The 19,664-nt window shown below is 66.5% G+C and carries 20 protein-coding genes; 11 read left to right on the top strand and 9 right to left on the bottom strand.

What is annotated here, in order from left to right:
* Positions 1-912: 912 nt before the first annotated feature.
* The 3 genes from ACZ7M7_RS33190 (at position 913) to ACZ7M7_RS33180 (ending at position 2,839) form a co-directional block, all read left to right on the top strand.
* Positions 913-1,224 carry a type VII secretion target gene (locus tag ACZ7M7_RS33190; RefSeq protein WP_383607317.1) on the top strand — a complete coding sequence of 104 codons (312 nt, stop codon included), beginning with the start codon at positions 913-915 and terminating at the stop codon, positions 1,222-1,224.
* Positions 1,224-2,201, top strand: coding sequence for a WXG100 family type VII secretion target (locus ACZ7M7_RS33185; RefSeq protein ID WP_383607316.1), 978 nt, complete (start codon positions 1,224-1,226; stop codon positions 2,199-2,201). Before ACZ7M7_RS33190 ends, ACZ7M7_RS33185 begins: the two co-directional genes overlap by 1 nt.
* Before the next feature lie 107 nt (positions 2,202-2,308).
* Complete coding sequence (locus ACZ7M7_RS33180; protein WP_472123420.1) at positions 2,309-2,839, top strand: hypothetical protein; 531 nt, start codon at positions 2,309-2,311, stop codon at positions 2,837-2,839.
* 121 nt (positions 2,840-2,960) lie between these two features.
* Here the strand turns inward: ACZ7M7_RS33180 and ACZ7M7_RS33175 are convergent, their stop codons facing one another.
* From ACZ7M7_RS33175 to ACZ7M7_RS33160, 4 genes are read right to left on the bottom strand one after another with little or no spacing between them, the layout of a single operon-like run.
* Positions 2,961-3,635 (bottom strand): hypothetical protein, encoded by a 675-nt coding sequence (locus ACZ7M7_RS33175; RefSeq protein ID WP_472123417.1) that lies wholly within the window; start codon positions 3,633-3,635, stop codon positions 2,961-2,963.
* Positions 3,635-4,162 carry a hypothetical protein gene (locus ACZ7M7_RS33170; RefSeq protein WP_383628414.1) on the bottom strand — a complete coding sequence of 176 codons (528 nt, stop codon included), beginning with the start codon at positions 4,160-4,162 and terminating at the stop codon, positions 3,635-3,637. Before ACZ7M7_RS33170 ends, ACZ7M7_RS33175 begins: the two co-directional genes overlap by 1 nt.
* A gap of 2 nt (positions 4,163-4,164) precedes the next feature.
* Positions 4,165-5,574, bottom strand: coding sequence for a putative T7SS-secreted protein (locus ACZ7M7_RS33165; protein ID WP_451171279.1), 1,410 nt, complete (start codon positions 5,572-5,574; stop codon positions 4,165-4,167).
* The gene (locus tag ACZ7M7_RS33160) at positions 5,571-5,873 is read right to left on the bottom strand and encodes a WXG100 family type VII secretion target (RefSeq protein WP_472123414.1); all 303 of its coding nucleotides are present in this window, start codon (positions 5,871-5,873) and stop codon (positions 5,571-5,573) included. Before ACZ7M7_RS33160 ends, ACZ7M7_RS33165 begins: the two co-directional genes overlap by 4 nt.
* A gap of 454 nt (positions 5,874-6,327) precedes the next feature.
* Between ACZ7M7_RS33160 and ACZ7M7_RS33155 the strand changes: the two genes are divergently transcribed.
* The gene (locus ACZ7M7_RS33155) at positions 6,328-7,047 is read left to right on the top strand and encodes a hypothetical protein (RefSeq protein ID WP_472123411.1); all 720 of its coding nucleotides are present in this window, start codon (positions 6,328-6,330) and stop codon (positions 7,045-7,047) included.
* Positions 7,044-8,234 carry a S8 family peptidase gene (locus ACZ7M7_RS33150; protein WP_472123408.1) on the top strand — a complete coding sequence of 397 codons (1,191 nt, stop codon included), beginning with the start codon at positions 7,044-7,046 and terminating at the stop codon, positions 8,232-8,234. Before ACZ7M7_RS33155 ends, ACZ7M7_RS33150 begins: the two co-directional genes overlap by 4 nt.
* 128 nt (positions 8,235-8,362) lie before the next feature.
* On the opposite strand, the gene ACZ7M7_RS33145 is transcribed toward ACZ7M7_RS33150, so the two are convergent.
* Both ACZ7M7_RS33145 and ACZ7M7_RS33140 read right to left on the bottom strand, forming a co-directional pair.
* Positions 8,363-8,980, bottom strand: coding sequence for a hypothetical protein (locus ACZ7M7_RS33145; protein WP_472123406.1), 618 nt, complete (start codon positions 8,978-8,980; stop codon positions 8,363-8,365).
* 51 nt (positions 8,981-9,031) lie between these two features.
* Entirely contained in the window at positions 9,032-9,550 is a 519-nt protein-coding gene (locus ACZ7M7_RS33140) for a hypothetical protein (RefSeq protein WP_472123403.1), read from the bottom strand.
* A gap of 187 nt (positions 9,551-9,737) precedes the next feature.
* Between ACZ7M7_RS33140 and ACZ7M7_RS33135 the strand changes: the two genes are divergently transcribed.
* From ACZ7M7_RS33135 to ACZ7M7_RS33110, 6 genes are all read left to right on the top strand, one after another.
* Positions 9,738-10,064 (top strand): WXG100 family type VII secretion target, encoded by a 327-nt coding sequence (locus ACZ7M7_RS33135; RefSeq protein WP_383628403.1) that lies wholly within the window; start codon positions 9,738-9,740, stop codon positions 10,062-10,064.
* 20 nt (positions 10,065-10,084) lie between these two features.
* On the top strand, positions 10,085-11,167 hold the full coding sequence (locus ACZ7M7_RS33130; protein WP_472123400.1) for a WXG100-like domain-containing protein: 1,083 nt from the start codon (positions 10,085-10,087) through the stop codon (positions 11,165-11,167).
* 618 nt (positions 11,168-11,785) lie between these two features.
* Complete coding sequence (locus ACZ7M7_RS33125; RefSeq protein ID WP_427839650.1) at positions 11,786-12,199, top strand: hypothetical protein; 414 nt, start codon at positions 11,786-11,788, stop codon at positions 12,197-12,199.
* A 95-nt stretch (positions 12,200-12,294) separates the two neighbouring features.
* On the top strand, positions 12,295-13,425 hold the full coding sequence (locus ACZ7M7_RS33120; RefSeq protein WP_383607303.1) for a hypothetical protein: 1,131 nt from the start codon (positions 12,295-12,297) through the stop codon (positions 13,423-13,425).
* A 122-nt stretch (positions 13,426-13,547) separates the two neighbouring features.
* The gene (locus ACZ7M7_RS33115) at positions 13,548-13,832 is read left to right on the top strand and encodes a hypothetical protein (protein WP_383607302.1); all 285 of its coding nucleotides are present in this window, start codon (positions 13,548-13,550) and stop codon (positions 13,830-13,832) included.
* A 75-nt stretch (positions 13,833-13,907) separates the two neighbouring features.
* Entirely contained in the window at positions 13,908-14,309 is a 402-nt protein-coding gene (locus ACZ7M7_RS33110; RefSeq protein WP_383607301.1) for a hypothetical protein, read from the top strand.
* A gap of 109 nt (positions 14,310-14,418) precedes the next feature.
* Here the strand turns inward: ACZ7M7_RS33110 and ACZ7M7_RS33105 are convergent, their stop codons facing one another.
* From ACZ7M7_RS33105 to ACZ7M7_RS33095, 3 genes are all read right to left on the bottom strand, one after another.
* Complete coding sequence (locus ACZ7M7_RS33105; RefSeq protein ID WP_472123396.1) at positions 14,419-14,955, bottom strand: hypothetical protein; 537 nt, start codon at positions 14,953-14,955, stop codon at positions 14,419-14,421.
* Positions 14,956-15,588: 633 nt separating this feature from the next.
* Entirely contained in the window at positions 15,589-17,775 is a 2,187-nt protein-coding gene (locus tag ACZ7M7_RS33100) for an SUKH-4 family immunity protein (protein WP_472123393.1), read from the bottom strand.
* A gap of 523 nt (positions 17,776-18,298) precedes the next feature.
* Complete coding sequence (locus ACZ7M7_RS33095; protein ID WP_472123390.1) at positions 18,299-19,252, bottom strand: hypothetical protein; 954 nt, start codon at positions 19,250-19,252, stop codon at positions 18,299-18,301.
* Between the last annotated feature and the right edge of the window lie 412 nt (positions 19,253-19,664).

Genomic DNA, 19,664 nt, shown 5'->3' with positions numbered 1-19,664 from the left:
GTTCTCGGCCTTGGAGCCGTAGTCGGCGCCGTAGTTGTCTTCGTAGTGCTACGCAGCCGCCGCAACTCGGCTCCCGGCCAGATGAATTACGGTGCCGGAGGTCCACCGCAGCACATGGGATACCCGCCCCAGCAGCCGGGGTTCCCGCCTGCTCAGCCGCCTTACCCCTCAGCTCCTCAGCAGGGGCAGCCCACTCCTCCTGGGCAGGCGCCTCAGTACCCCAACCCCTACACGCAACAACCCCCGAATCACGGGCAGTAGACAGCGGAGCCCGTTCTCATTCGAGGAGGGCATAGGCCGAACTGACGCAGCAGTGGGCCGGGCCCTGACGCGAGGCCGCCGCCGTACTCGGCCGAGTAGCTCTTGACCGCGTGCACCAACGATGTTCGGTTCGTGCTCCAAGAGCCCAACAATCCCCCTGTTCGGCTGCGGCCGGGCACTGTGCGCAGGTCTGGGCGCGTATCGGATCCCCTCTCTCTGCGTTCGCGGGGTGTGCGACGAGGTCGTCGCACTCTCCGCCGGGATCATGACATCGACCTGCACCGACGAACGCTGGGCGCCGGTAGACCACGCCTGCCGCGCGGAATTCGCCCGAGCTGCACCAGCAGCAGCGGTACAGGTATGAGGCATTCGGCCGTCCAGGCCACCACCCCCTCCCGAGCGCTCTGCTCCCGGTTGCCTTTTGCCGCAAGGGGGATCTCTAGTCGGTGCTTCTCCCGTTTGGTCCGAGTGCGGCACTGGAGTTCAGGGTGAAGTAGCGGGTTCCGTCCGGATTTCCGGACTGCAGTAAGTCAGCGAGCGGTATCCGAGTTCGAGTCGCCGAAGTGACGGCCGGGTGTCGTGATCAAATGAAGCCAATCGTGGTCGGCGGATCGCCGCCACCATCCAAGTACGCGACAAATGAGGGGACTTATGAGCGGGGGATTCGATGTCGAGGGCGACGCCTTGCGTAAGTACGCGAAGGCTGTCGAGGCTGCGGCCGGCCGGGTGGACAGCATTCGGAGCCGTACGCAGCAACTGGAGCTCACCCAGGAGACTTTCGGGAAACTGCCACAGTCGGACGAGCTGAAGGCCGACTACGACACGCAGCGCAAGGAGTCCGGCAACGACCTCACCGACGCGGTTGACACGCTGTACGCGATAGCCGACGCGCTCAAGGACTCTGCAGAGGCCTACGACGGAACGGAGATGCAGAACCGGGGCATGATGGGCGGGGGCAACTGATGGGCGCCGGACAGGTCGCGGGCGATGCCCTGAGCCGGATCAACTTCGTCCTGGACTGGAGCAATCCGCTCGCAGGTGTTCTCGACGAGATCATCCGGGGCATCCTCGAACAGTTCAACCTGGACGAACTCCTCGAGCAGGTCAGCGGGGACAACGAACTCCTCGCCGAGACGGCGATCCAGTGGCGCAAGTCCGCCAATGACCTACGCGGTGTGGTCGAGGACCTGGTTGCCGACCGCCGGACGCTGGCCACCCAGTGGCAGGGCGAGGCGTTCGGGAAGTTCGACGGCATGATGACCGAGTTCGAGGAAGCCCTCATGGGCGAGGCCTCGGACATGGACACCATGGCCGAACTCCTCGAGATGGCGGCTCAGGAGTGCGCGGCTGCCGAACAGCTGATGCTCGACCTCATCGTGGAAATCGTGGAGGTCGCGCTCGCGGCCGCTGCGACCACGGCCATCCTCTCGCTCCTGACGGCGGGCGCCGCGGCCGCCATCGGTCCGCTCATCGCGGCTGCGGGCATAGCCCACAGGGCCGCGAAGGCCGTGAGGATCACCGCCAAACTGGCGGACGCCCTGGCAGACATCGCCAAGCGCATGCAACTGCTGCGTAAGATGATGAAGCTCCGGAATGCGCTGCGTAAGGGCCCCAAGCATTTCAAGGGCGGCCTCGGACGTTTCGTTCGCGGTACGAAGAAGCGCGACGAGTTGGGCAACGAAGTAACCGTGCGCAATCCCAACGACCTTGCCATGTATGTGGGCTACAAGGTCGTCAAAAAGGGTGTGAAGGGTGTCGTCAAGGACGTCATCGGCGCGGATCCGGCCGGAGCGGTCCAGGAGAGTCTTCTGGAGGACGGGCCGGGGGTGGCGGAGGAGCGCTACGAGTACCATCAGCGCCCCGATCCGCAGAGTCTCCGTGAGCGTACGGACGTGACTCCTTCGAGTGCGACAAGGACAGTAAGGGACGATTTCGGGTGAGCAGGACCGAGCGCGGCCGGGAGACGGTTGAGCGGGCAAGAGCGCTGGTACCGGCGGGTGAGGTACTACGTGCCGATCACGGGGTCTCATTGGCCCAGAGAGCACCGATGCCCGGCTACTTCCGCCGCCCGCGCGCTCTGCGATCCGAGCGCCGCACGCTCGGGAGCTGGGCCATGCTCCCCGTGTTCTGGTTCGCACGACTCTACGAGATCACCTGGAACCCGATCGAGGCGGTCGTCGAAGCGTTCACGGAGCGTGAGCCGAAGAAGCCGGGCAAACCCTTTCACGGCGGTTGGAACAGCATGGCCGGCCATCTGGCCCGCGCCGTGCTGCCTCGGACCAAGAACAACAGGGCTGTGATGCTGCAGGTCACCGACCGCCGCCTACAGCTTGTATACGTGTCCCAGGCCCGTTCCTTCACCGGCAACCCCGGTCCGAGCGAGGTGGGATGGGCCACGGATCTCCACAACGTAACCTGCATCCGGGACCGCAGCGATGTGGTGGGCGGCGATCATGAGATCGGTTTTGTCGACGGTTCGTGGTGCTCGATCCACTTCGGCGGCAAGGGCTGGAGCCGGATGTCGGACGCGTTCCCGCTCCGGTTGAGTCACCTCGACCCGCTTCCGTATCAGAGATGAGCGGACCGTTGTGGGCTGTGACGTGAAGTGAATCCGCCCGGGACCGGCATGATCGGTCCCGGGCGGTGCTGTCCTTCGACGGGTGAGGGAACGCCAGGAAGGCCGGCCCGAACCCGGATTGCTATCCGAAGTCGGCCCTCACGTGCTCGGCAGCGCTGTTCCTTCGCTCGTCGCCGCTGCCCGGGGACGGGGTGGCCCCGGCGCCGCTGGACACCGTCAGATCGTGTGCGGTCTTCGACAACAACGAGACGTAGAAGGGGAGATCGGGCAGGGAGGGCGTGGTGAGGCTCAGGACGAGGAGTCGTTGCATCCGAGGGAGCGGGAGGTACACGTCCGCCCTGGCCAGCGGCAGGGAGGGAGCCGTCGCATCGGAGGCGTCCGACTGCCATTCGAGGCCGCACAGGACGAGAACACCTGTCCCGGCAGGGACCCGGAACTCCTCGACCGTGTTGTTGTCGTTCGCGGAGAGCGCCTCGAAGAGGCCGCGCACCGAAAGGTCCGCGTCAGGTTCGTCCAGCGGGTCGAGGCGGGCCAGCAGTGAAGCGGTGGTGAGGCGGCCGTCCGGTGCCTCGTCCAGGCAGAAGCCGGCGTAGAAGGAGTTCCCGGCGAGGGCGTGGTCGGCCATCTCGCGGTAGGAGTGGAAGGTGACTTCGCGCTGGAAGTCGGTGCCGTGCGGCCAGACCTCCTCGGCGATGGACCAGAGTTGCTCCTGCCGCTCCTCGTCGTCCAAGTCGAGTCCCAGTGAGTGGAAGCCACCGGGAATGTCCAAGTGCAGCTCGGTAGTAGGGGCGGACATCAAAGCGTCTTCCTGTCGGTTGGCCGCAGACTCACACCACGACGTAGATCTGCAGCTACGTCCAGGGCGAGGTGGTGCCTGTGTGCCAGGCGGGTCAGCACACTGACCGGGGTCCCTCGGAACTCACGGGGATGCAGCGCGACGCCCTTCAGGCGTGCGCCGTCAGGCATGGGGGCCAGTGTGACGAAGTGGTAGATCGTCGTGCGCCAGCCGAATTGCTGTCGCTCGATCTCTGCGGCGAGCCGGGCGAACTCCCGCTCCAGGTGCGCCTCGTGCTTGGCTGGGTTGCGAGAGAGGCGGAGTGCCAGCTTGCCGGGCGAGACGAACCGGGCGGGTGCGTTGAGGAGCCGCATCAGATCGTCCTCATGGCCATCTCCGAAGATGACCATGAGCAGCCAGACGAGTTTGGCAACGAACTCCACCGGGATGAGCAGCCACTGCAGCACGAACCACAACAGAAGTCCCAGTCTCGAAGGGAATGGGAGGACCGGGTCCGCAGCCAAGTCGGAGTGCGGCGTGGCGGCCATGACTATTCTCCCGTCACGCTGTCGTAAATGCCGCTTACAGTGCCCGGCACCTGCATCGCGAGCTGCGGGCCCTTCGACCACCAAGAGGTCGGGTCCACGGTTCCGTCGGCACGTATCGCTGCTTGCAGGGAATCAAGGTTCCTGAGCCCTGGAGTGTTGGCGACGATGGTGTTCAGCCCGGTCTCGCCCATCGAGGCACCCATGTTCTTGGCCACCGAATTCTCCCAGGCGAGCTTCACCTTGTTCGCGGCGCCTTGTGCCTCGAAGATCTGGCCCTCGGCGCGGCCGAGGATGCGGTTCCCCGCTCGGCCGAAGTCGTCCGCTGTTGCGACTCCGTCATCCACGAGTTTTCCCAGCCGAGCGGCCCTCGCCGCGCCGTCGACGGAGGTCACCAGCTCTCCCGCCTTCTCCGCGCGCACCACCACCTTCGCCGTGCCGGTGATGGCTGTCTTGGCGAATCCCGCGCCCGGAACGATGCCGAGGGCGTCACCCGCCAGGTCCATCAGCCCGATATCGGCTCCACCGATCTTGGCGGCGCCATGGGCCAGCAGCGCGCCGGCAGAGAAGCCCGCACTCGCCAGCGCGAGAGCCCCGGAAAGCGGGGGGCACCACAGGGTCAGCAGCGCCAGGATGCCGAGGACTGCGGAGATGTTGCTCAGCCAGTCGCCGATCGACTTCAGCAGGTCCTTGTGCCGGGCACACCACTCCTGGATGGCGTGCCCGAGCTTCTGGAACTGGTCGCCAAGTCGCTCCCAGAACCCCGGATCGGGCGCGTTCTCGGTTGCCTTGCGTAGCTGACCCGCGACGCCCCGGGCCTGAGACTGGTGCTCCTCGAGCAGCCGCTCAGCCCTTTTGATGATCTCCTCGAGCTCGCGCTCGGCCTGGTCCAGTCGTACGGAGGCCGTCGACAGGTCGCCATCGGCCTGCTGCAGCCGCGCGCTCGCCGCGTCGATCTTTGCCTGGGCGTCCTGCAGAGCGGGGCCGGTGAAGTACTGACCGCCGAGGCGGAACGCGGGATCGGAGGCTGCCTGGTTGTAGCGGCTCGTCGCGGTGTCCTTGGCCTTCTCCGCGGAGGCGACCTGGCCCTTGGCTTCCTTGGCCTGTGTCTCGTACGTACTGGCCGTGTTCTGGTAATCGGCCAGCGCCGCGCGCCACTTCGTCAGCTCCGACGACGCCGTGCTCATCGCCTCTTGGCTGTCCTTCAGATAGCGGGGCAGCTCCCCGACCTTCTTCGAGAACGCGGAGGCGGCGTCTCCAGCCCAAGTGACGTTCCCCGTCAGGCGCTTGATGCTGTTCTGTGCGTTGTCGAGCGCGGCTGCCGCTCTCTTGGTGCGGGCAGCCAGTGAATCCACGTTGCCGGGGCTTCCCGGTGCCGGGTCGAAGCCGAGTGCGGGGTACGAGTCGCCGCTCACTGCGTGCCGCCCTTCCCGGCGAAGCCGTCACGCAGGGCCGTCTCGACGTCCCGGTAGGTGTCGCGTGTCTTCTTCAGCCCGTCTTCGATGGACTGCGTCCCCTCGGCGATCTTCGTGATCGCGTCGTCCCAGCTGTCGTGGAACTCGTCGCAGGCGTTGTCGAGTTCCTTGCTTCCGGTGGTCTTCGGTCCGGTGTCACGCAGAGCATTGAGTGCCGAACGCATCTCGTCCTGACTGCGGTGGAGTTCCCTGACCAACGTGTCCAGCTCGGATATGTCTACTTTGAAGCCCGCTCCCATGGCGCCGGCATCCCCCTGTCTTGCAAAGGCGCAGGTCAACTTGCTGTCGCCACACGCTACCCAACGGGTCTGTGAGAGCAGATCGAGGGTTTGCCCGTTCGCAGAACCTTCACGACCCCAGGTGAGCGGGTACGGGAGTCGCGGCCGGAGCGGACAACCACCCTTGCAGCATTGCAACGTGGGACCGCGCCACCGCAAGCCCCGCGGGGCGGTGTGTCTCTGCGTTAGCGAACGCCATAAGGTGTCTCGTGACTGAACGGGGAAGGTGCGCTTGAGGGGGCGGGAGTTGCTCCTGTGCTGAGCCCAGAGGTGTAACCCGGTTGCAGGGCAGCCGAGGGGGGTGGACCTCTGTCGCACGTGATCGAGCCGCGCATCATGCCCCTCACCGGCAGACGTGTGAGGAAACCCATGTCCTATCCGACGCTGCCCGGAAACCCGGGCAGCGCCAACCCGTATGGGCAGCCGCCCCACCAAGTGGGGTGGCAGCAACAGCCACAGCAACCGCAGTGGCAGGGGCAGGTTCCGATACCGCCCCAAGACGCTGGCCAATCCCGAGTACGGAGAGGCGATCTGGTCGGACGAACCCGCCGACAGCATCTTTCCGGACACCATTGGCGGCCGTGACGGGCGACTTGGGGATCTCACCAATCCCAAGTACGCGTACTGGCGTCGGCTCGGCATCTCCCCTGAAACGTCCTGTGGCAAGGGACTGACGGCGAAGACGCGTGCGAGCGCCGAGCGGTTGGGATGCAAGGCCGTGCTGCGCGCGACCTATATCGACCCGACCGGGGACGTGGTGGCGACGATCGCACTCGTGGTGTTGCCCGGAGACATCTCGAAGAAGGTGGAGCTGGCGCAGGCTTTCGAAGGCATGGAGAACGAGGGGGCGGTGGCACCGTTGGCAGTGCCAGGCACTCCGGCCGCCGAGTGGAAGAAGTTCGGGCGAAACGGGTCGGCGCTGGAAGCAACTGCCGGCGAACACCTGCCCTACGCCGTCGCTGCCACCGTGGGTGCTGTCAACGGGCGGCTCGCCGGCAATCTGCCGGGCGACTGGGCGGAAGACGAAGCTGAAGTGATGACCGACCGGGAGTCCTGGTACGCCGAGGCGGAAATCCTGGTCAGGATGTTCGAACTTCACGTGGATGATCTCCAGCTCGGGGGTGCGGAATCGTGACCAAGCGACGTACGAGGACGGCCGTCGTCGGCGCTGCACTGACCGGTCTCATCTGTGCATTGCCCATGGCTGCCGCGCATGCCGCCACCACGCCTTTGGGGTGGGAAGGCGATGCCCTGGGCTGCCTTTCAGCAGCGCAACAGCTAAGTCAGGGCGAAGGTGTCACCGTGGCTGTCCTGGACAGCGGTGTGGTGGCTGACCACCCTGCGGTCAAGGGGCGCGTGACCACCGGCCCCGACTACCGCGAGGACGGTCTGGGCCCGGAGAGCCCCAACTGGGGGAAGCACGGCACCGCAATGGCGTCGGACGTGCTCAAGGTCGCGCCCAAGGCCAAGGTGCTGTCCGTCAGGGTGATTGCCGACCAGGACGAGGCAGACGACGGAAAGGCCGAACGGCAGCGCGGCCCAAGTCCGATCGTGGAGGGCATCTATTACGCGGTCGACCACGGCGCCGATGTGATCTCGATGTCCCTTGGAAGCGGCGAGGTCGGCAATTACGCGGATAGCGCCGACGTTGCGGCTATCGGCTATGCACTGAGCCATGGGGTGCCCGTACTCGCGGCGGCCGGCAACAGCGGGGACGAACTCAATGAGACGGCGTTCCCACCGGGTTACGCCGGGGCCATTGCAGTGGCTGCGACGAATCAAGGCGGGGCCCGCGCCACGTTCTCAACCGTGCACACGTACAACGAAGTGGCTGCGCCGGGCACGGGCATCACCAGTGCGAAGAACACGGGCGGCTACGAAGCGGTTGACGGCACGTCCCCAGCGACTGCGCTTGCCTCCGGCGTCGTGGCTCTGATGCTCTCCCACAACCCGAAACTCACCCCCGCCCAGACGCGTGCGATCCTCACCAGCACCGCCCGTCACCCGCAGGGCGGGTGGAATGCGTTCCTCGGACACGGGCAGATCGATGCCGGCGCCGCTGTGAAGGCTGCGGCCTCGCCGCCGGACGACAAGACGGTGCCGGTGAAATACGAGGGCAAGGAACACTTCGCCTCCCCTGTGGGTACGCCCAGGACGACCCATCCGGCGATGGAGCAGGAAGTGTGGCTCACCGGTTTGGGCGCCGCCGGTGTGGGGCTCCTGATGTTGATCGGTGGGCTGCTTCTGGTGTTGCTGGGGCGGCGTAGGAATGGCGGCGGTGCACCGGCCACCGTCCCTCCTTCGGGACCGTTCCAGGTCTGACTCTCATGGTGGGGCGCGCGGCAGTCCCTCGGTGCCGGCGAGGCTCCCCTGAAGCGGTTGTTGTCGATTCGCATCGGAACAATCGCCTCACGGAGCCAACGCTGTACGACGTACGGTCCAAACTCGCGTCACACGAAGAACGTCACCAACAGGCTGACGACAAACCCCACCACCCCCACCGCGATCATCACGAACACGGTGCCGAGCAGGCGCTGGCTTGCGGCCTCCTTCGCGCGGCGGAAGTCGGCGGTGCCGCCGAAGGCGAAGCCGGTGGTGATGCCGAGGATTCCGATGCCGAGGGGGACGATGGCGCCGAACCACCATGCGCAGCCGACGGCGATGGCGCCGACCCAGCCGTGATCCTGCTGGTAGGACGTGTCACCGGTCTTGACGGCGTCGAGGACGTCGCCGCGCTGGTACAGGGCGTCGCTTCTGAGTTCGGCGTTGAGGTCCTTGGTGGTGCCGTCGGCGGTGGTGAAAGTGCCGTAGCACCACTTGGTCTTGGTCTGCTTTCGCGAACTGCTGGAGGTGCTCGACGAACTCGAGCGGTACTTGTAGTCGACGGTGCAGGTCTCGACGGTGAGCTTGCCCGGTGTGGAGGTGGCGTACGAGTACGGGCCGAGGTAGGCGCCGAGGGCCAGGAGAACGACGCTTACGAGGATGAGGCCCGCGCCGATGAGGCGGCCGAGGCCCGCGTGCCCTTCCGGGGTGGTGTTCGTCGGTGCGTTCCCGTGCAGCTGTGCCATTGGGGGTGACTCCTCAGAGTGCGGAAGAGTGCGAGAGTGCGGATACGGGCATCACAGGGCGAATGCGCACACGAGTGCTGTCAGGACGCCCAGGGCGAACAGACCGCCCAGGAGGGGACCGGTGATGGTCCGGGCCGGCAAGGAACTCCAGGAGGCCGCGAAGCCGAGGCCGTTGCGGGAGCCGAAGCCGGTGAGGAGGCAGTGGATGCCGAATGACAGCAAGGAGAGGCAGAGCGCGAGGATCGCGGCGTCGTCTCCGGGGTCACGGTCCTGCGGCTGCTCGAAAGTGCCGTCCACTTGTACGACCGGGATTTTCGCACCGGATTCGAAACGCGACGAAGTGTCCACTTCTACATTTCGGTAAGCGGTCCCGCCTTGTTGAGCCATCCAGTTTCCGGTGCAACTGAAACGGAGTTCTGTCGAACGTCGATGCGTGCCGTAGTGGGTCTTCGTGTGTGTCTCACATGAAGAAATCGTGAGGGTCCCCTCGGTGCCGTCACCGGCCAGTTCACTGCGCAGTTCCGGAATGGTCACCGTGGCGACGGCCACGGCCGCGAGGAGCAGTCCCAATCCGAGGAGTCTTCCCGCCCACCGGGCTGTGCTGCTGTAACGCGGCTGAGCTGTCACCACTTTGGGCGTCCCTTTGAATTCCTTGACGATTTCTTGACCAGTCGACTTCCGAGTCGTGCGCGAGGAGTCTAAGCTATCCGCCTGTCGTGCAATATGACGTACAGCAACGGGAGTTCGGGGGAGCGTCATGACGTTCGGAACTTTTAACGTGGACACGGATGTCCTCCGGCAACAAGGGCAGCGATTCGCCACTCTCGGGGGTGATTTCGCGACCGCGTCCAAGCGGCTTGAGGGTGCCCTTGAAGGCATCGGGGAGCCCTGGGCGGATGCGACTTTCGGAGAAATCTTCGGGCAGGTCTACACGCCGATTCGTGACGGCATCTTCACGTCGATGGACAGCCTCGCGGAGCGGCTTCATCAGATCGGGCAGAACCTGCAGGACAACGCACGTGACTACGACGCATCGGACGCGTCGAACAGTGGCCTGCTGGACAGGATCTCCGGTCAACTCTAGGCGCATTCGGGACTATTGACATGTCGCTCACACTGCCCGGCGAGCTCGTCTGGGTACTCGACCTCCTCGGCTACAGCTGGCCCGAGGCCGATGAGGAAGCGCTGCATCAGGTGGCCGAGGCCTGGCGGGCTTTCGGCAAGGAGCTGGAGGAGATCCAGGCGCAGGGCGAGGGCTTCGCCCGGACCGTCGTCTCCAGCAGTTTCGGTACCGCGATCGAGGGGTTCAGCAAGGACTGGGGCGCGTACACGGGCGCGAACGGCGAGGACCGCTACATCCCTGACGCGAGAACCGCGTGCGACGTGATCGCCCTGGCCTTCGACGTGGCCGCGGTGGCGGTCCTCACGGCGAAGTTGGCCGTGATTGCGCAATTCATCGCCCTCGCGATGGAGATCATCGCCGCGCAGGCGGCGGCCCCCTTCACCTTCGGGCTGTCCGAGGTCGGCGCGCTGGGTGCCACGCAAGCCACACGGCTGATCGTCCGGGAACTGCTGGACCGCCTCAAGAAGGAGGTCATGGAGGCGATCACCAAGGCCATGGAGCACGCCACCATGGACGCCCTCAAGAAGGTGGCCAAGAAGGTCGTCAAGGAGCAGGTCAAGCAGTTCGTCCAGGAGCGGGTGGTCGACGCGGCCAAGGACAAGGCCCGCGAGGCCGCCGTCGGAATGGCGCAGAACCTCGGTCAGCAGGGCATCGAGGCCTACTTCGACGCACGGTCCGGTATCGATCTTGGAGAGACGACGGACGTCGCCAAGACGGCAGTCGGCGACTATGTGGACGGCCTCAAGAACGAGGTCACCGGAGGTGAGGGGTCGGCACTCGCCGGCTACGTGGCTCCGGCCACGTATGTGGACCACGCGAAGGAGACCGTCAGCGGGGCGGTCGGGGATCGGGCGCAGCACGGGGTCGATGCGTTGGCCCGGCATGGATCCGGTGTCGGGGACGCCGACACCACGTCGATGTCCGATGGGGCGGCGACCGGTACCGCCGCGACCGGTACCCCCGCGGCGCCCGGCTCCACCGGTCCTTCTGCTGCCACCGGCACTTCGGGGTCCCCCACCCCGTCGGGGCATACGGATGACTGGGCTCGTAACGAGTTCGGGTGACGCGTCGCGGACATCACGCTCGTAGCAAGCCGCTCTCAAGCGCTGCCCCGGTGCCTTACATACGCGGGCGATGAGCAGGGTAGCCCCAGATCTAGAACAGCAGGCCGTGATGTTGCAGGTCACGGACTGCAGTCTGCAACTCGTGTAAGCGTCCCGCGCGCTCTTTCACCGGCACACCCAGTCGGGCCGAGGTGGGTGGGTCATGGATCTTCGCCAAGTGACGCGTATCCCCACCTCGGTCCATTTCGGCGGCCAGGGCTGGAGCCGTATGGCCTCGGCGTTCCCGGTCCGGTTGAGCCACCTCGAATCGGTTCCGCGCCGAAGGTGATCAAGGAAGTGATCGCGAACCGGTGCCGCATCTGCGAATTTACGAAGCCGGCATTGCGTAGACGTAGGATGAATTCGGCGAATTGGGGAATTCAGGGCATAGGTAATCGGCCCGTGGTGAATGATCAAGTTCGTGATCCCGGTAGCCTCTCAAAGATCAATAAGCTCCCGCACGCGTCGAGTTGAAACCGACTGCCAGGTTGCTGCGCCGACCGTGTGTTGAAGCGTTCGCAGATGCGTTGGTAGGTTCACGCCGGTCGAGACACGCCGACCCTCCCGATGAGGTACCCCTTGGACAGCGCCGCGAACAATTCCGACAAGCGCGTAGATGACTCCGAGTTTCTGGAGATGACCCAGCAGGACGCCGCCCAGGCCAAGATCCTGCGGCAGTCCCTGGAGCATCTCGCGTCGGGGCTGGGAGGCGCTGCGCTCAAGGAGATGGCTCAGGAGGTCCTCTCCGGACGGATGGGGCTGCGCGAGGCGGCCGATGTCTCGGCGTACGCCGAGGAGGCGGTGCAGCAGTCTGCGCCGCTGGCCGAGAAGTGGGCCTCCATGTCCGACAGCGAGCGGGAGGCACTCGCCGCTGACGGAGAGCGTCGGCTCGAGGAGGAGCGGCGGCAACTCGACGACGAGCGGCGTACGGAGTCGGAGAACCGTTCGGGTACGAAATCGCGTCACGACGGGCGCGGCTGGTCCGTGTACTGATCGGCCCTCGTGCTGAGCGGTCGTACCTGTGGCGACCGGCCGTGCCCGGCGGCCGGACCGCTGATCGATGAGCTGATGCAGGCGATGGGGGAGATGTGAGCTTTCGAGTAGAACCCGGTGCGATCGACGGCTTCTCGAAGCTGGTGGGACGCGCCGCCGACGGCAGTGCGCAGGCTGTCTCGTACACCGGCACCCATGCGCAGATCGAGAAGTCGGTCGGCGGTGAGGCCTGGGATCTGGTCGCGGGTGACCACGATCAGTATGTGAGCGAGGCCAAGAAGGCTCTGGAGAAGGTCAAGAGCCTTCTGGAGGCCTCCGAGAAGGAGCTGACCGGCACCGCCAAGTACTACCGGGAAACGGACAGCGGCGAGGCGGCCAAACTCGACGCCACCTATCCGGGTTCCAAGGTCTCGGACGGCGGTTCCGGCGGTGACCCGCACGACTTCTCCGACGCCAGTGACGCCGCGGACACGCTGAAGCCGCCCGGTGATCCCAGCAACCCCATCGTCAAGTACGCGTCGGGCCATGCGGACGAGTACAAGATGAATCCCGTGCAGAAGACGCTCGGCAGCGTCCTCGACCTGGGCAGCCCCTCGGCGATGGCCGTGGAGGCGTCCAAGCTGCTCTTCGACTTCGACCCCTTCGGCGTCTGCACGAACTGGGTTTTCGGGGACTGGAACAAGTACAACGACTGCTCCGACGTATGGGGCAACCTCGCCTCGTTCTGCGACTCGGTGTCTGCGAATGTGCGCAAGGGCACTCAGAACGTGGGTGTGAGCTGGGACGGCAATGCCGCGAACGCTGCCAGCGTGTATTTCGACGAGTTCACCAAGAAGCTCGACGAGATCAAGGAGACCTTCAAGTCTCTGCAGGAGTGTTATGCGCAGGCCGCGCAGATGGCGTTCCAGTTCGCGGAGTTCCTGAAGTCGTTCCTGGTGATGTTCTGCGACCTGCTCGTCATCTGGCTCGTGAACCTGCTCGCGGCGCAGGCCGTCAACGCGATTCCCGTCGGCGGGCAGGCCGCGTCGATCGCCATGTTCGCGCTGGCCGCGGCGCAGGCCATCCGGCTCATGCAGATGTGGGCCGAGGCGGCCAAGGCCTTCGACACCTTCGCGTCGGCGCTGGCCGCGCTCGGTGTGGTCATGTCGGCGGCCGTCAACGGGTTCTCGGCGGCGGACGGGTTTCCGCAGGTGGGGACTGGTGGTTACGACCATGCCGCGGTATGAGGGCACCAGGGTATGAGCGGGCTTGACGGTATGAGCGGTATGGGCGCGATGCGCGCCAGGAGCCGTAGGAATAGCAGTAGTAGTAGGAATAGCAGTAGTAGAAGGAGAGAGCGGTCCGGGTCATGAGTTTCTTCGGTGGGGTCAGCGACCTCGAGCTCTTCCTTTCTCGGTGCCAGGTCCTGAGCGTCAGCTCGGTGCCTGTCTGCCTGGCCGCCATGGTCTTCTTCATCACGGAGGAGGGCTGGCATTTCAGCCTGCTCCTGTGTTGTGTCCTGCCGTTCATCGCCGCCTACCTGGGCGTCCGCGGCAAGCGGGAGATCCGTGCCGGGCTGGCCGCGTCGGGGCTTGCTCTCGCCGTTGCCACGCTGCCGTTGTCGTTCGTATTGGCGTCCCTTGAGGGGGCGTAGCGCCAACTCCGCGTGGCTTGTGGCGGTTTGATCCACCATCGGAGCCGCCGGTCGTGACCGCTAAGCTGCACTGCCATGACTACGGGTAGCGGTGGAGCGGCCAACAGGCCTGAAGGGACGGGCGGGCAGCCGCAGTTCAGCGGTTCTGCCGGGGCGAGCGCGGACGAGCTGCGGGCGCAGTTCCATGGCCAGGGCCGATCTGGGCTCGTGGAGGAGCGGCGGCGCGAGGCGCGGCAGGCACGAGGGATGTACGCGGCGATCGCCGGGTTGGTCGCCGTGGTCTGCCTGGGTCTGATGGTCGTACGCCTCGGGCAGGGCGATGCGCTCGGCGTCTGGGTTGCCACCTACGGCGTGGGTGTGGCCCTCGGGGGTTGGGGATTTGTGCTCGCCCGGACCGGTCACACGCGGTGGGCGATGATGGTGGCGTGTATCGGCGGAGCGTTGGCGGCTGTCGGCGACAGCCCCGCATTCCGTTGAGGCGGGTGGGGCGGGCCGGCTGGTAGCCGCTGGCTGACAGCCGGGGGTTCGGCTCAGCTACCGACCGGGGACCAGGCGGTGGCCGCCCGGATCGGCATCCGAAGAGACCTCACGCCGGACGGCGCTTGTTACCGACCAGGTAGGCGATGCCCCAGGCGGCGGCCGCCGCGAGCACGAGGCCGAGCAGGGAGAACCAGTCGACTCCGTCGGTGGTTTCGTCGGTCCACCAGGCTTTGGCCGGCCAGAAAGGCTCGTACCTCAACAGGTCCCAGACGGCACTGGGCGACTCCGCGTCGGCGAAGACGAGCGGGATGGCGTTGGTGTAGCCGAAGAACGCGCCGAGCGCGGCGATGATGGCACCACTGATCCAGGCGCCGTTGTTGCGGTGACCCACCATGCCGATCAGGCAGCCGACTATGGCTCCGTTGATCAGCGCGTGACCCAGGTAGAGGGTGTTGGCGGTCGTGACCGACTGGTCCTTGTACGTGGCCAGGATGAGACCGCTGTAGAGCATCGACACGATGACCGACGCGAAGAAGCCGAGGAAGACCGCGCCCACCGGGTGACCGCTTGCGTTCGGCCGCTGCCCGAAGGGGGGTGCTGCCTGGAACTGCGGTGCCTGGTGCATCGGATACGTGGATTGCATCGGTTGCATGGACGGCTGTCCCGGCGCCGGGGGCGCTCCGGGGTACATCGGAGGCTGGCCGGGGGCGGGCGGCGGGCCGGCCTGCATCGGGGGCTGCCCGGGGGCGAGCGGGGGCCCGAACCCCTGGGGCTGCTGCTGCGGAGGCGGGGCGGGCTGGGCGTAAGGGTTGTTGGGGTCCTGAGGGGGTTGCGGAGGCTGCGGTGGCGGCTGGAACGGTGGCTGGCTCATTGAAATCCCACTGAGTGAATAGGTAAGAACAGCAAGTTATCAGTGAGATCAGGAGGGGGCCGTCGGGGCTGGGGCGGGCGGCGTGAAGGGCGTTCAGGGGAGCGGCGGGGAGAGCGGCGAGCAGCAGTCGGCACTCGGACGAGCGCCAGATCGCCGTGCGGACAGTCCGCCTTGAGTGGCTCGGGGTTCACAGCGCGAAGCTGCGCGCGGACCTCGCAGTCGGCCGACGCCGTAGGGCAGATCGAGGATTCGGGTTACCCATAGGCGGTCGAAGTGATCGGCGATCAGCCGGAGCGCCTGTGCGGAGGGCGGTCCTGGTCCCTCGGCACGGCCTGCGCCAAGCGGCGAACGAACGCAGCACAGCAAGTGCGGTGGCTTCCTGTGTAGGGACGCGATGCGTAGTCGTCAGTCGGTGGTTCGCAGTGCAGCAGTCCAGAAACTGGTGTCCGTGCCTGCGTGGTCGAGGTCGGGCAGCGTGTCCTTCAGATCGTCTCTGATCGCGACGCGCTCGATACGGCTTCCTGCCGCGGCCAGCATGCACCGGGTCACAAGGTAGTGCTGGAGCAGGTCGATGAACGCGGGCAGGCTGCCGGCGATCAGCACGGCGCTGGTTTCCTGCTCTCCGCCGTCGTCCGGCTCGTCCGGCTCGTGCGGCTCCTCGGGCTCGTCGTCGAAGTAGGCGTCGTAGTCGTCTTCTGCGCTGCTCCAGTCGTCCGCACCGAACAGGACGACCTGCCCCGTTCCGCCGTGCAGGACCAGGTCACCGGCACCCCACGTACCGATCTTGTAGTACGCACCTGGGACGGCGTCTGCCGACAGGTCGCCAGGGGCGAGCGGGGACAGACCAACTTCGTCCAGAGCCTCGAGCCGGATTGCGGCCCCCTCGAAGGCGGGCAGTCCTACGTCCGTGAGTACGCGGCGCGCCTCCGCGTCGGTCACCCCCTCGGGCAGCAGGCCGGCGGGCAGGCGACGTACGACGCCCGGTTCGAAGAGGTCGGGGTCGTACGAGCCTCGGCGGGATGCTGTCCCGCGGTGCAGTGCGGGGAGGAAACCGGGGTCGTCGAAGAGCGGTTCCCCGTGCACCTTGCTGATGTGCGGACTTACGGCGGGGTCGTGGAACTCGACCGCGAAGATGCCGCCGAGCCCCGTCACGACCAGGAGGTCGCCGACCCTCACCTGATCCGACACGAAGGGTGGTTCCAGGGTGTCGAACACGGTCAGATCGTCCCAGTCGGGTGTGACGTTGCGTTCGGTGTCGGTGAGCCAGAGCGGCTCGCGCCGCCCCGGTGCCGGCATCTCCTCCGGCCAGGGACCGGCCAGCTCCTCGCCGGTCTCGGCGTCCCAGACCCGGTATCGCTCGTCCCATTCCCCCGGAGCGGAAACGACGTGCCGACCGGGGAGATAGTCCTCAGGGGCGACGACCGGGTCTCCCAGTGGGCCAGGCCGGACGTACGCGGCGTTCAGGGCGCCCGGCGGCCGCCAATGGGCCCAGCGCACCTGCCACGGCAGCGGCCGGCCGGACGAGGCGATCTGGGCGGCGGTCTCCGTATCGCCACGCACCGTACTCATCAGGTGCAGCCACGATGCCCATTCACCCTGGGACAGGGAATCGACGCCGCACATCCACAAGTTGACTGCGTCGCCGGCCGGGGACGCACCGTTCAGGACGTACGAGTCGTCGGCGTGCGCCGCGTCGATCAGGGCGACTTGATCGATACGGGCCACGAGCCGGCCGGAGCGCTGAACGGAGTCGAACTCGCCGGCCTGCACGGCGTGCATCGCCAGTCCTTGTGCCAGGTACCGGCCGGTCGTCCCTGCCGCGGGCTGATCGCGCAGCCATGCGACTAGCTCCCCATTCACGGCTCGTACGATCTCGGCATCGGTGGTCAGACGCAGCGTTTCGGCGTGCCGCTCGTCACGGAAGCGGACCCAGCCGTCGCCCTCCACCTCAAGAAGCTCGCCAGCAGCCTCCAGCGTTGTGGCGACATCCGGAGACCGGCCCACATGGGACCCCAGCGCTTGGGCGAGGGCGGTCCACACAGGCAAGGGAGTACGACGGACCTCGGCCAGGGCGAGGGCACGCAACGCTTCGTTGTCGGGGCCGTCGTGCAGGTGTCCCACAGCCTCTTCGGAACTGCTCGGTTGCAGTGCCACGACCAAGTGATCGTGTGCCAACCGGACGTCCGGCAGGTCCCGTTCGATCACGACCTTGAGACCGCCGCCCACGGCCAGTACACCGGTGAAGCGGTGCACCATGCGCTCGGGCTCGGTGGAGCGCCGGGTACGGCCCGCACGGTGGGCATTGACGATGATGACCAGCCCGCCACCGAGCGGGGAGTCCTCCAGCTCGAATCCCCAGACCGCCCGCTTCTCCGGCAGAGCGGTGAACTCCGCAGCCGTCATGACCCGATCGATGACGTCCTCGCAGGTCAGCCCGGTGGCATCCACGAGAACCGCCTCGCCTCGGGCCTCACTCAGCTGCAGCAGCGTCTCTGTACGTCCAGACCCGGGAGGGCCGGTCAGCTCGGCCACTCGCTGGGTGCCGCTGTCCGACCACTCCAGGAGCTCGGCCAGGGCTTGGTCGGGTGACATGGGCGACTGGGTGGGTGTCTGACGGCTCAAGGCTGACCTGCTGACTTCCAATGTGTTCGGCTTGGCGGCCCGAGGTGTGGGTACGGCTGCTGCCGGTCGAGTCCGTGCTGTTGCTGGACGTGCCGCCGTCGCCGGGCTCGTACGCCCGGAGCGCTGGGCCGGTATCCGACCATCCGGCGTGCCCTGCGTACTGCGACGGTCCAGGTGCGTGGGATGCGTGGCTGGTGGCGGGGCCGCTCACGGGTTCCAGCACTCCACTGAGGCGCGTTCATTCAATGAGGTGTGATCCTGTGGCGGTCGCGACAACGTGACCGGGAGGGATGGCAGGGACGTCCGCCTTACCCGGTACACCCCTCGCCAGCACGACGCAGCTTCAGCCGTTGTCGTAATTGTCAATACCTGTGGATCTGAGGCCCCTACCTGATCTCTGCTGCCGAAGTCCTGCACGACGCCGCACGGAAACGCAGTCACCACGGCCACCCGGGCCTCCAGCTGCCGGCACCGCAGCCGCTGCTCGGCGGCTTCAGTCCTGCCGGGTGAGGATGTACCGGTTGCCCGAGTCCGGGTCGCCGATCCAGTAATAGAGCGTCGGCTTGTCCTGCGTACCGCCGAAGGTCATGAACGGCAGCTCGCAGCCCTCAATGTCGAGGCCGATGCCGTCCTCCTGCAAGCCCTCTCTCCAGTGGCCGGTACCGTTGCATTCCTCGGGCTCGTCCTCATAGTCCGCGGCGAAGGGATAGCTGTCCGCGCCGTTTGCCACAGCCTTGCCGGAGGCTTCGAGACGCAGCGTGCCGCCGTGGCCGTCGGACCAGGTCCCGGCCAGCTCACCGGCGGTGAGCCGCGGTGGTTCATACGCCTTGAGGATGCCTGCCGGATAAGCGGCGATCCCCGCGACGAGCACCGCCAGCCACAGAGCCACGCCCCCGCCTGCAGCCGCTGCCACGACGGCCCAGCGGGCGCCGGTGCTGCGCCGCCCCGCCGCGGCCCGGGCGACGAGGGTGGCCGGGGCCAGTGCGGCGACGAGTCCGAGCCAGAGCAACGGATAGACCAGGAACCCTGCATCCCCCGACCTCAGCACCAGCGAACCCACGACGATCGCGATTGCGGCGGCCACCGCGGCGATCACTCCCAGGCACCACCACCAGCGGTCCCGCCGGCCCTTCCGCCGGGCAACCCACCTCGAGAGCAGATGCAGCGGAAGCACCGCGACCGTCGATCCGAAGATGGCGAAGAGGGTCAAGAAGATCGCCATCACGACGGCCGTCACCAGATACCCGAACAGCGCAGGGAAGCCGCCCGCCAGGAACCACTCGTTCTGGAAGCTCAGCAGATACGCCGCGGTCACCACAGTCACCGCCTCGGCGCCGAGCATCACCGCCCCGGCCAGCCAGGCCGCCCAGGCACCGCTCCCCGGGGGACGTACCGGCTGGGGCGGTAGTACCGCCTGTCCCCACCCCGCAGGCATGGTCTGTGTCATGCGCACCCCTCCGTCGTCTGTCCAGGCCAGGAGCAGTGTGCACTGGTGCAAAAAGGTATCTGCACCGGGGTCGTGCCACCAGCGGATGTGTGCCACCTTCGTCGCACTGGCTCGGCGGGCGATGGACCGAAGGTTGGGTGGGCTGGTAAGCAGGTGTTCCGTCTCATGGCACCTCGCCTCCGTCTCACCTGAGCTTGTTCGGCTCGCCCGCCAGAGACGACGTCATGCGAGACCCAAGGCGCGAGCATTCTCATGATTCGGTCACGATGAGGTCGAGTCCGTGATCGGGGTGCACGGTTGTTGGTGATGAGGCGTCAGACACTTTGATTCATCAACGACCGCTTCCGTCGTTCCGCCGCCGACCCCGCACGGTGGGTCGTCTCACCAGCCGAGTCACCGAGCAGACCCGCGT

The sequence above is a fragment of the Streptomyces sp. NPDC111606 genome, from assembly GCF_055656945.1.
The sequence above is the reverse complement of the archived record's forward strand: the minus strand, read 5'-3'. Positions and strand labels throughout refer to the sequence as shown.

What these genes read in the sequence shown, in the direction of transcription:
- ACZ7M7_RS33155 (WP_472123411.1), top strand. Translation starts at nt 6,328, where the DNA reads ATGGGCAGCCGCCCCACCAAGTGGGGTGGCAGCAACAGCCACAGCAAC.
- ACZ7M7_RS33110 (WP_383607301.1), top strand. Translation starts at nt 13,908, where the DNA reads ATGACTACGGGTAGCGGTGGAGCGGCCAACAGGCCTGAAGGGACGGGC.
- ACZ7M7_RS33135 (WP_383628403.1), top strand. Translation starts at nt 9,738, where the DNA reads ATGACGTTCGGAACTTTTAACGTGGACACGGATGTCCTCCGGCAACAA.
- ACZ7M7_RS33190 (WP_383607317.1), top strand. Translation starts at nt 913, where the DNA reads ATGAGCGGGGGATTCGATGTCGAGGGCGACGCCTTGCGTAAGTACGCG.
- ACZ7M7_RS33180 (WP_472123420.1), top strand. Translation starts at nt 2,309, where the DNA reads ATGCCCGGCTACTTCCGCCGCCCGCGCGCTCTGCGATCCGAGCGCCGC.
- ACZ7M7_RS33115 (WP_383607302.1), top strand. Translation starts at nt 13,548, where the DNA reads ATGAGTTTCTTCGGTGGGGTCAGCGACCTCGAGCTCTTCCTTTCTCGG.
- ACZ7M7_RS33100 (WP_472123393.1), bottom strand. Translation starts at nt 17,775, where the DNA reads ATGTCACCCGACCAAGCCCTGGCCGAGCTCCTGGAGTGGTCGGACAGC.
- ACZ7M7_RS33185 (WP_383607316.1), top strand. Translation starts at nt 1,224, where the DNA reads ATGGGCGCCGGACAGGTCGCGGGCGATGCCCTGAGCCGGATCAACTTC.
- ACZ7M7_RS33170 (WP_383628414.1), bottom strand. Translation starts at nt 4,162, where the DNA reads ATGGCCGCCACGCCGCACTCCGACTTGGCTGCGGACCCGGTCCTCCCA.
- ACZ7M7_RS33160 (WP_472123414.1), bottom strand. Translation starts at nt 5,873, where the DNA reads ATGGGAGCGGGCTTCAAAGTAGACATATCCGAGCTGGACACGTTGGTC.
- ACZ7M7_RS33130 (WP_472123400.1), top strand. Translation starts at nt 10,085, where the DNA reads ATGTCGCTCACACTGCCCGGCGAGCTCGTCTGGGTACTCGACCTCCTC.
- ACZ7M7_RS33095 (WP_472123390.1), bottom strand. Translation starts at nt 19,252, where the DNA reads ATGACACAGACCATGCCTGCGGGGTGGGGACAGGCGGTACTACCGCCC.
- ACZ7M7_RS33105 (WP_472123396.1), bottom strand. Translation starts at nt 14,955, where the DNA reads ATGCAATCCACGTATCCGATGCACCAGGCACCGCAGTTCCAGGCAGCA.
- ACZ7M7_RS33175 (WP_472123417.1), bottom strand. Translation starts at nt 3,635, where the DNA reads ATGTCCGCCCCTACTACCGAGCTGCACTTGGACATTCCCGGTGGCTTC.
- ACZ7M7_RS33145 (WP_472123406.1), bottom strand. Translation starts at nt 8,980, where the DNA reads ATGGCACAGCTGCACGGGAACGCACCGACGAACACCACCCCGGAAGGG.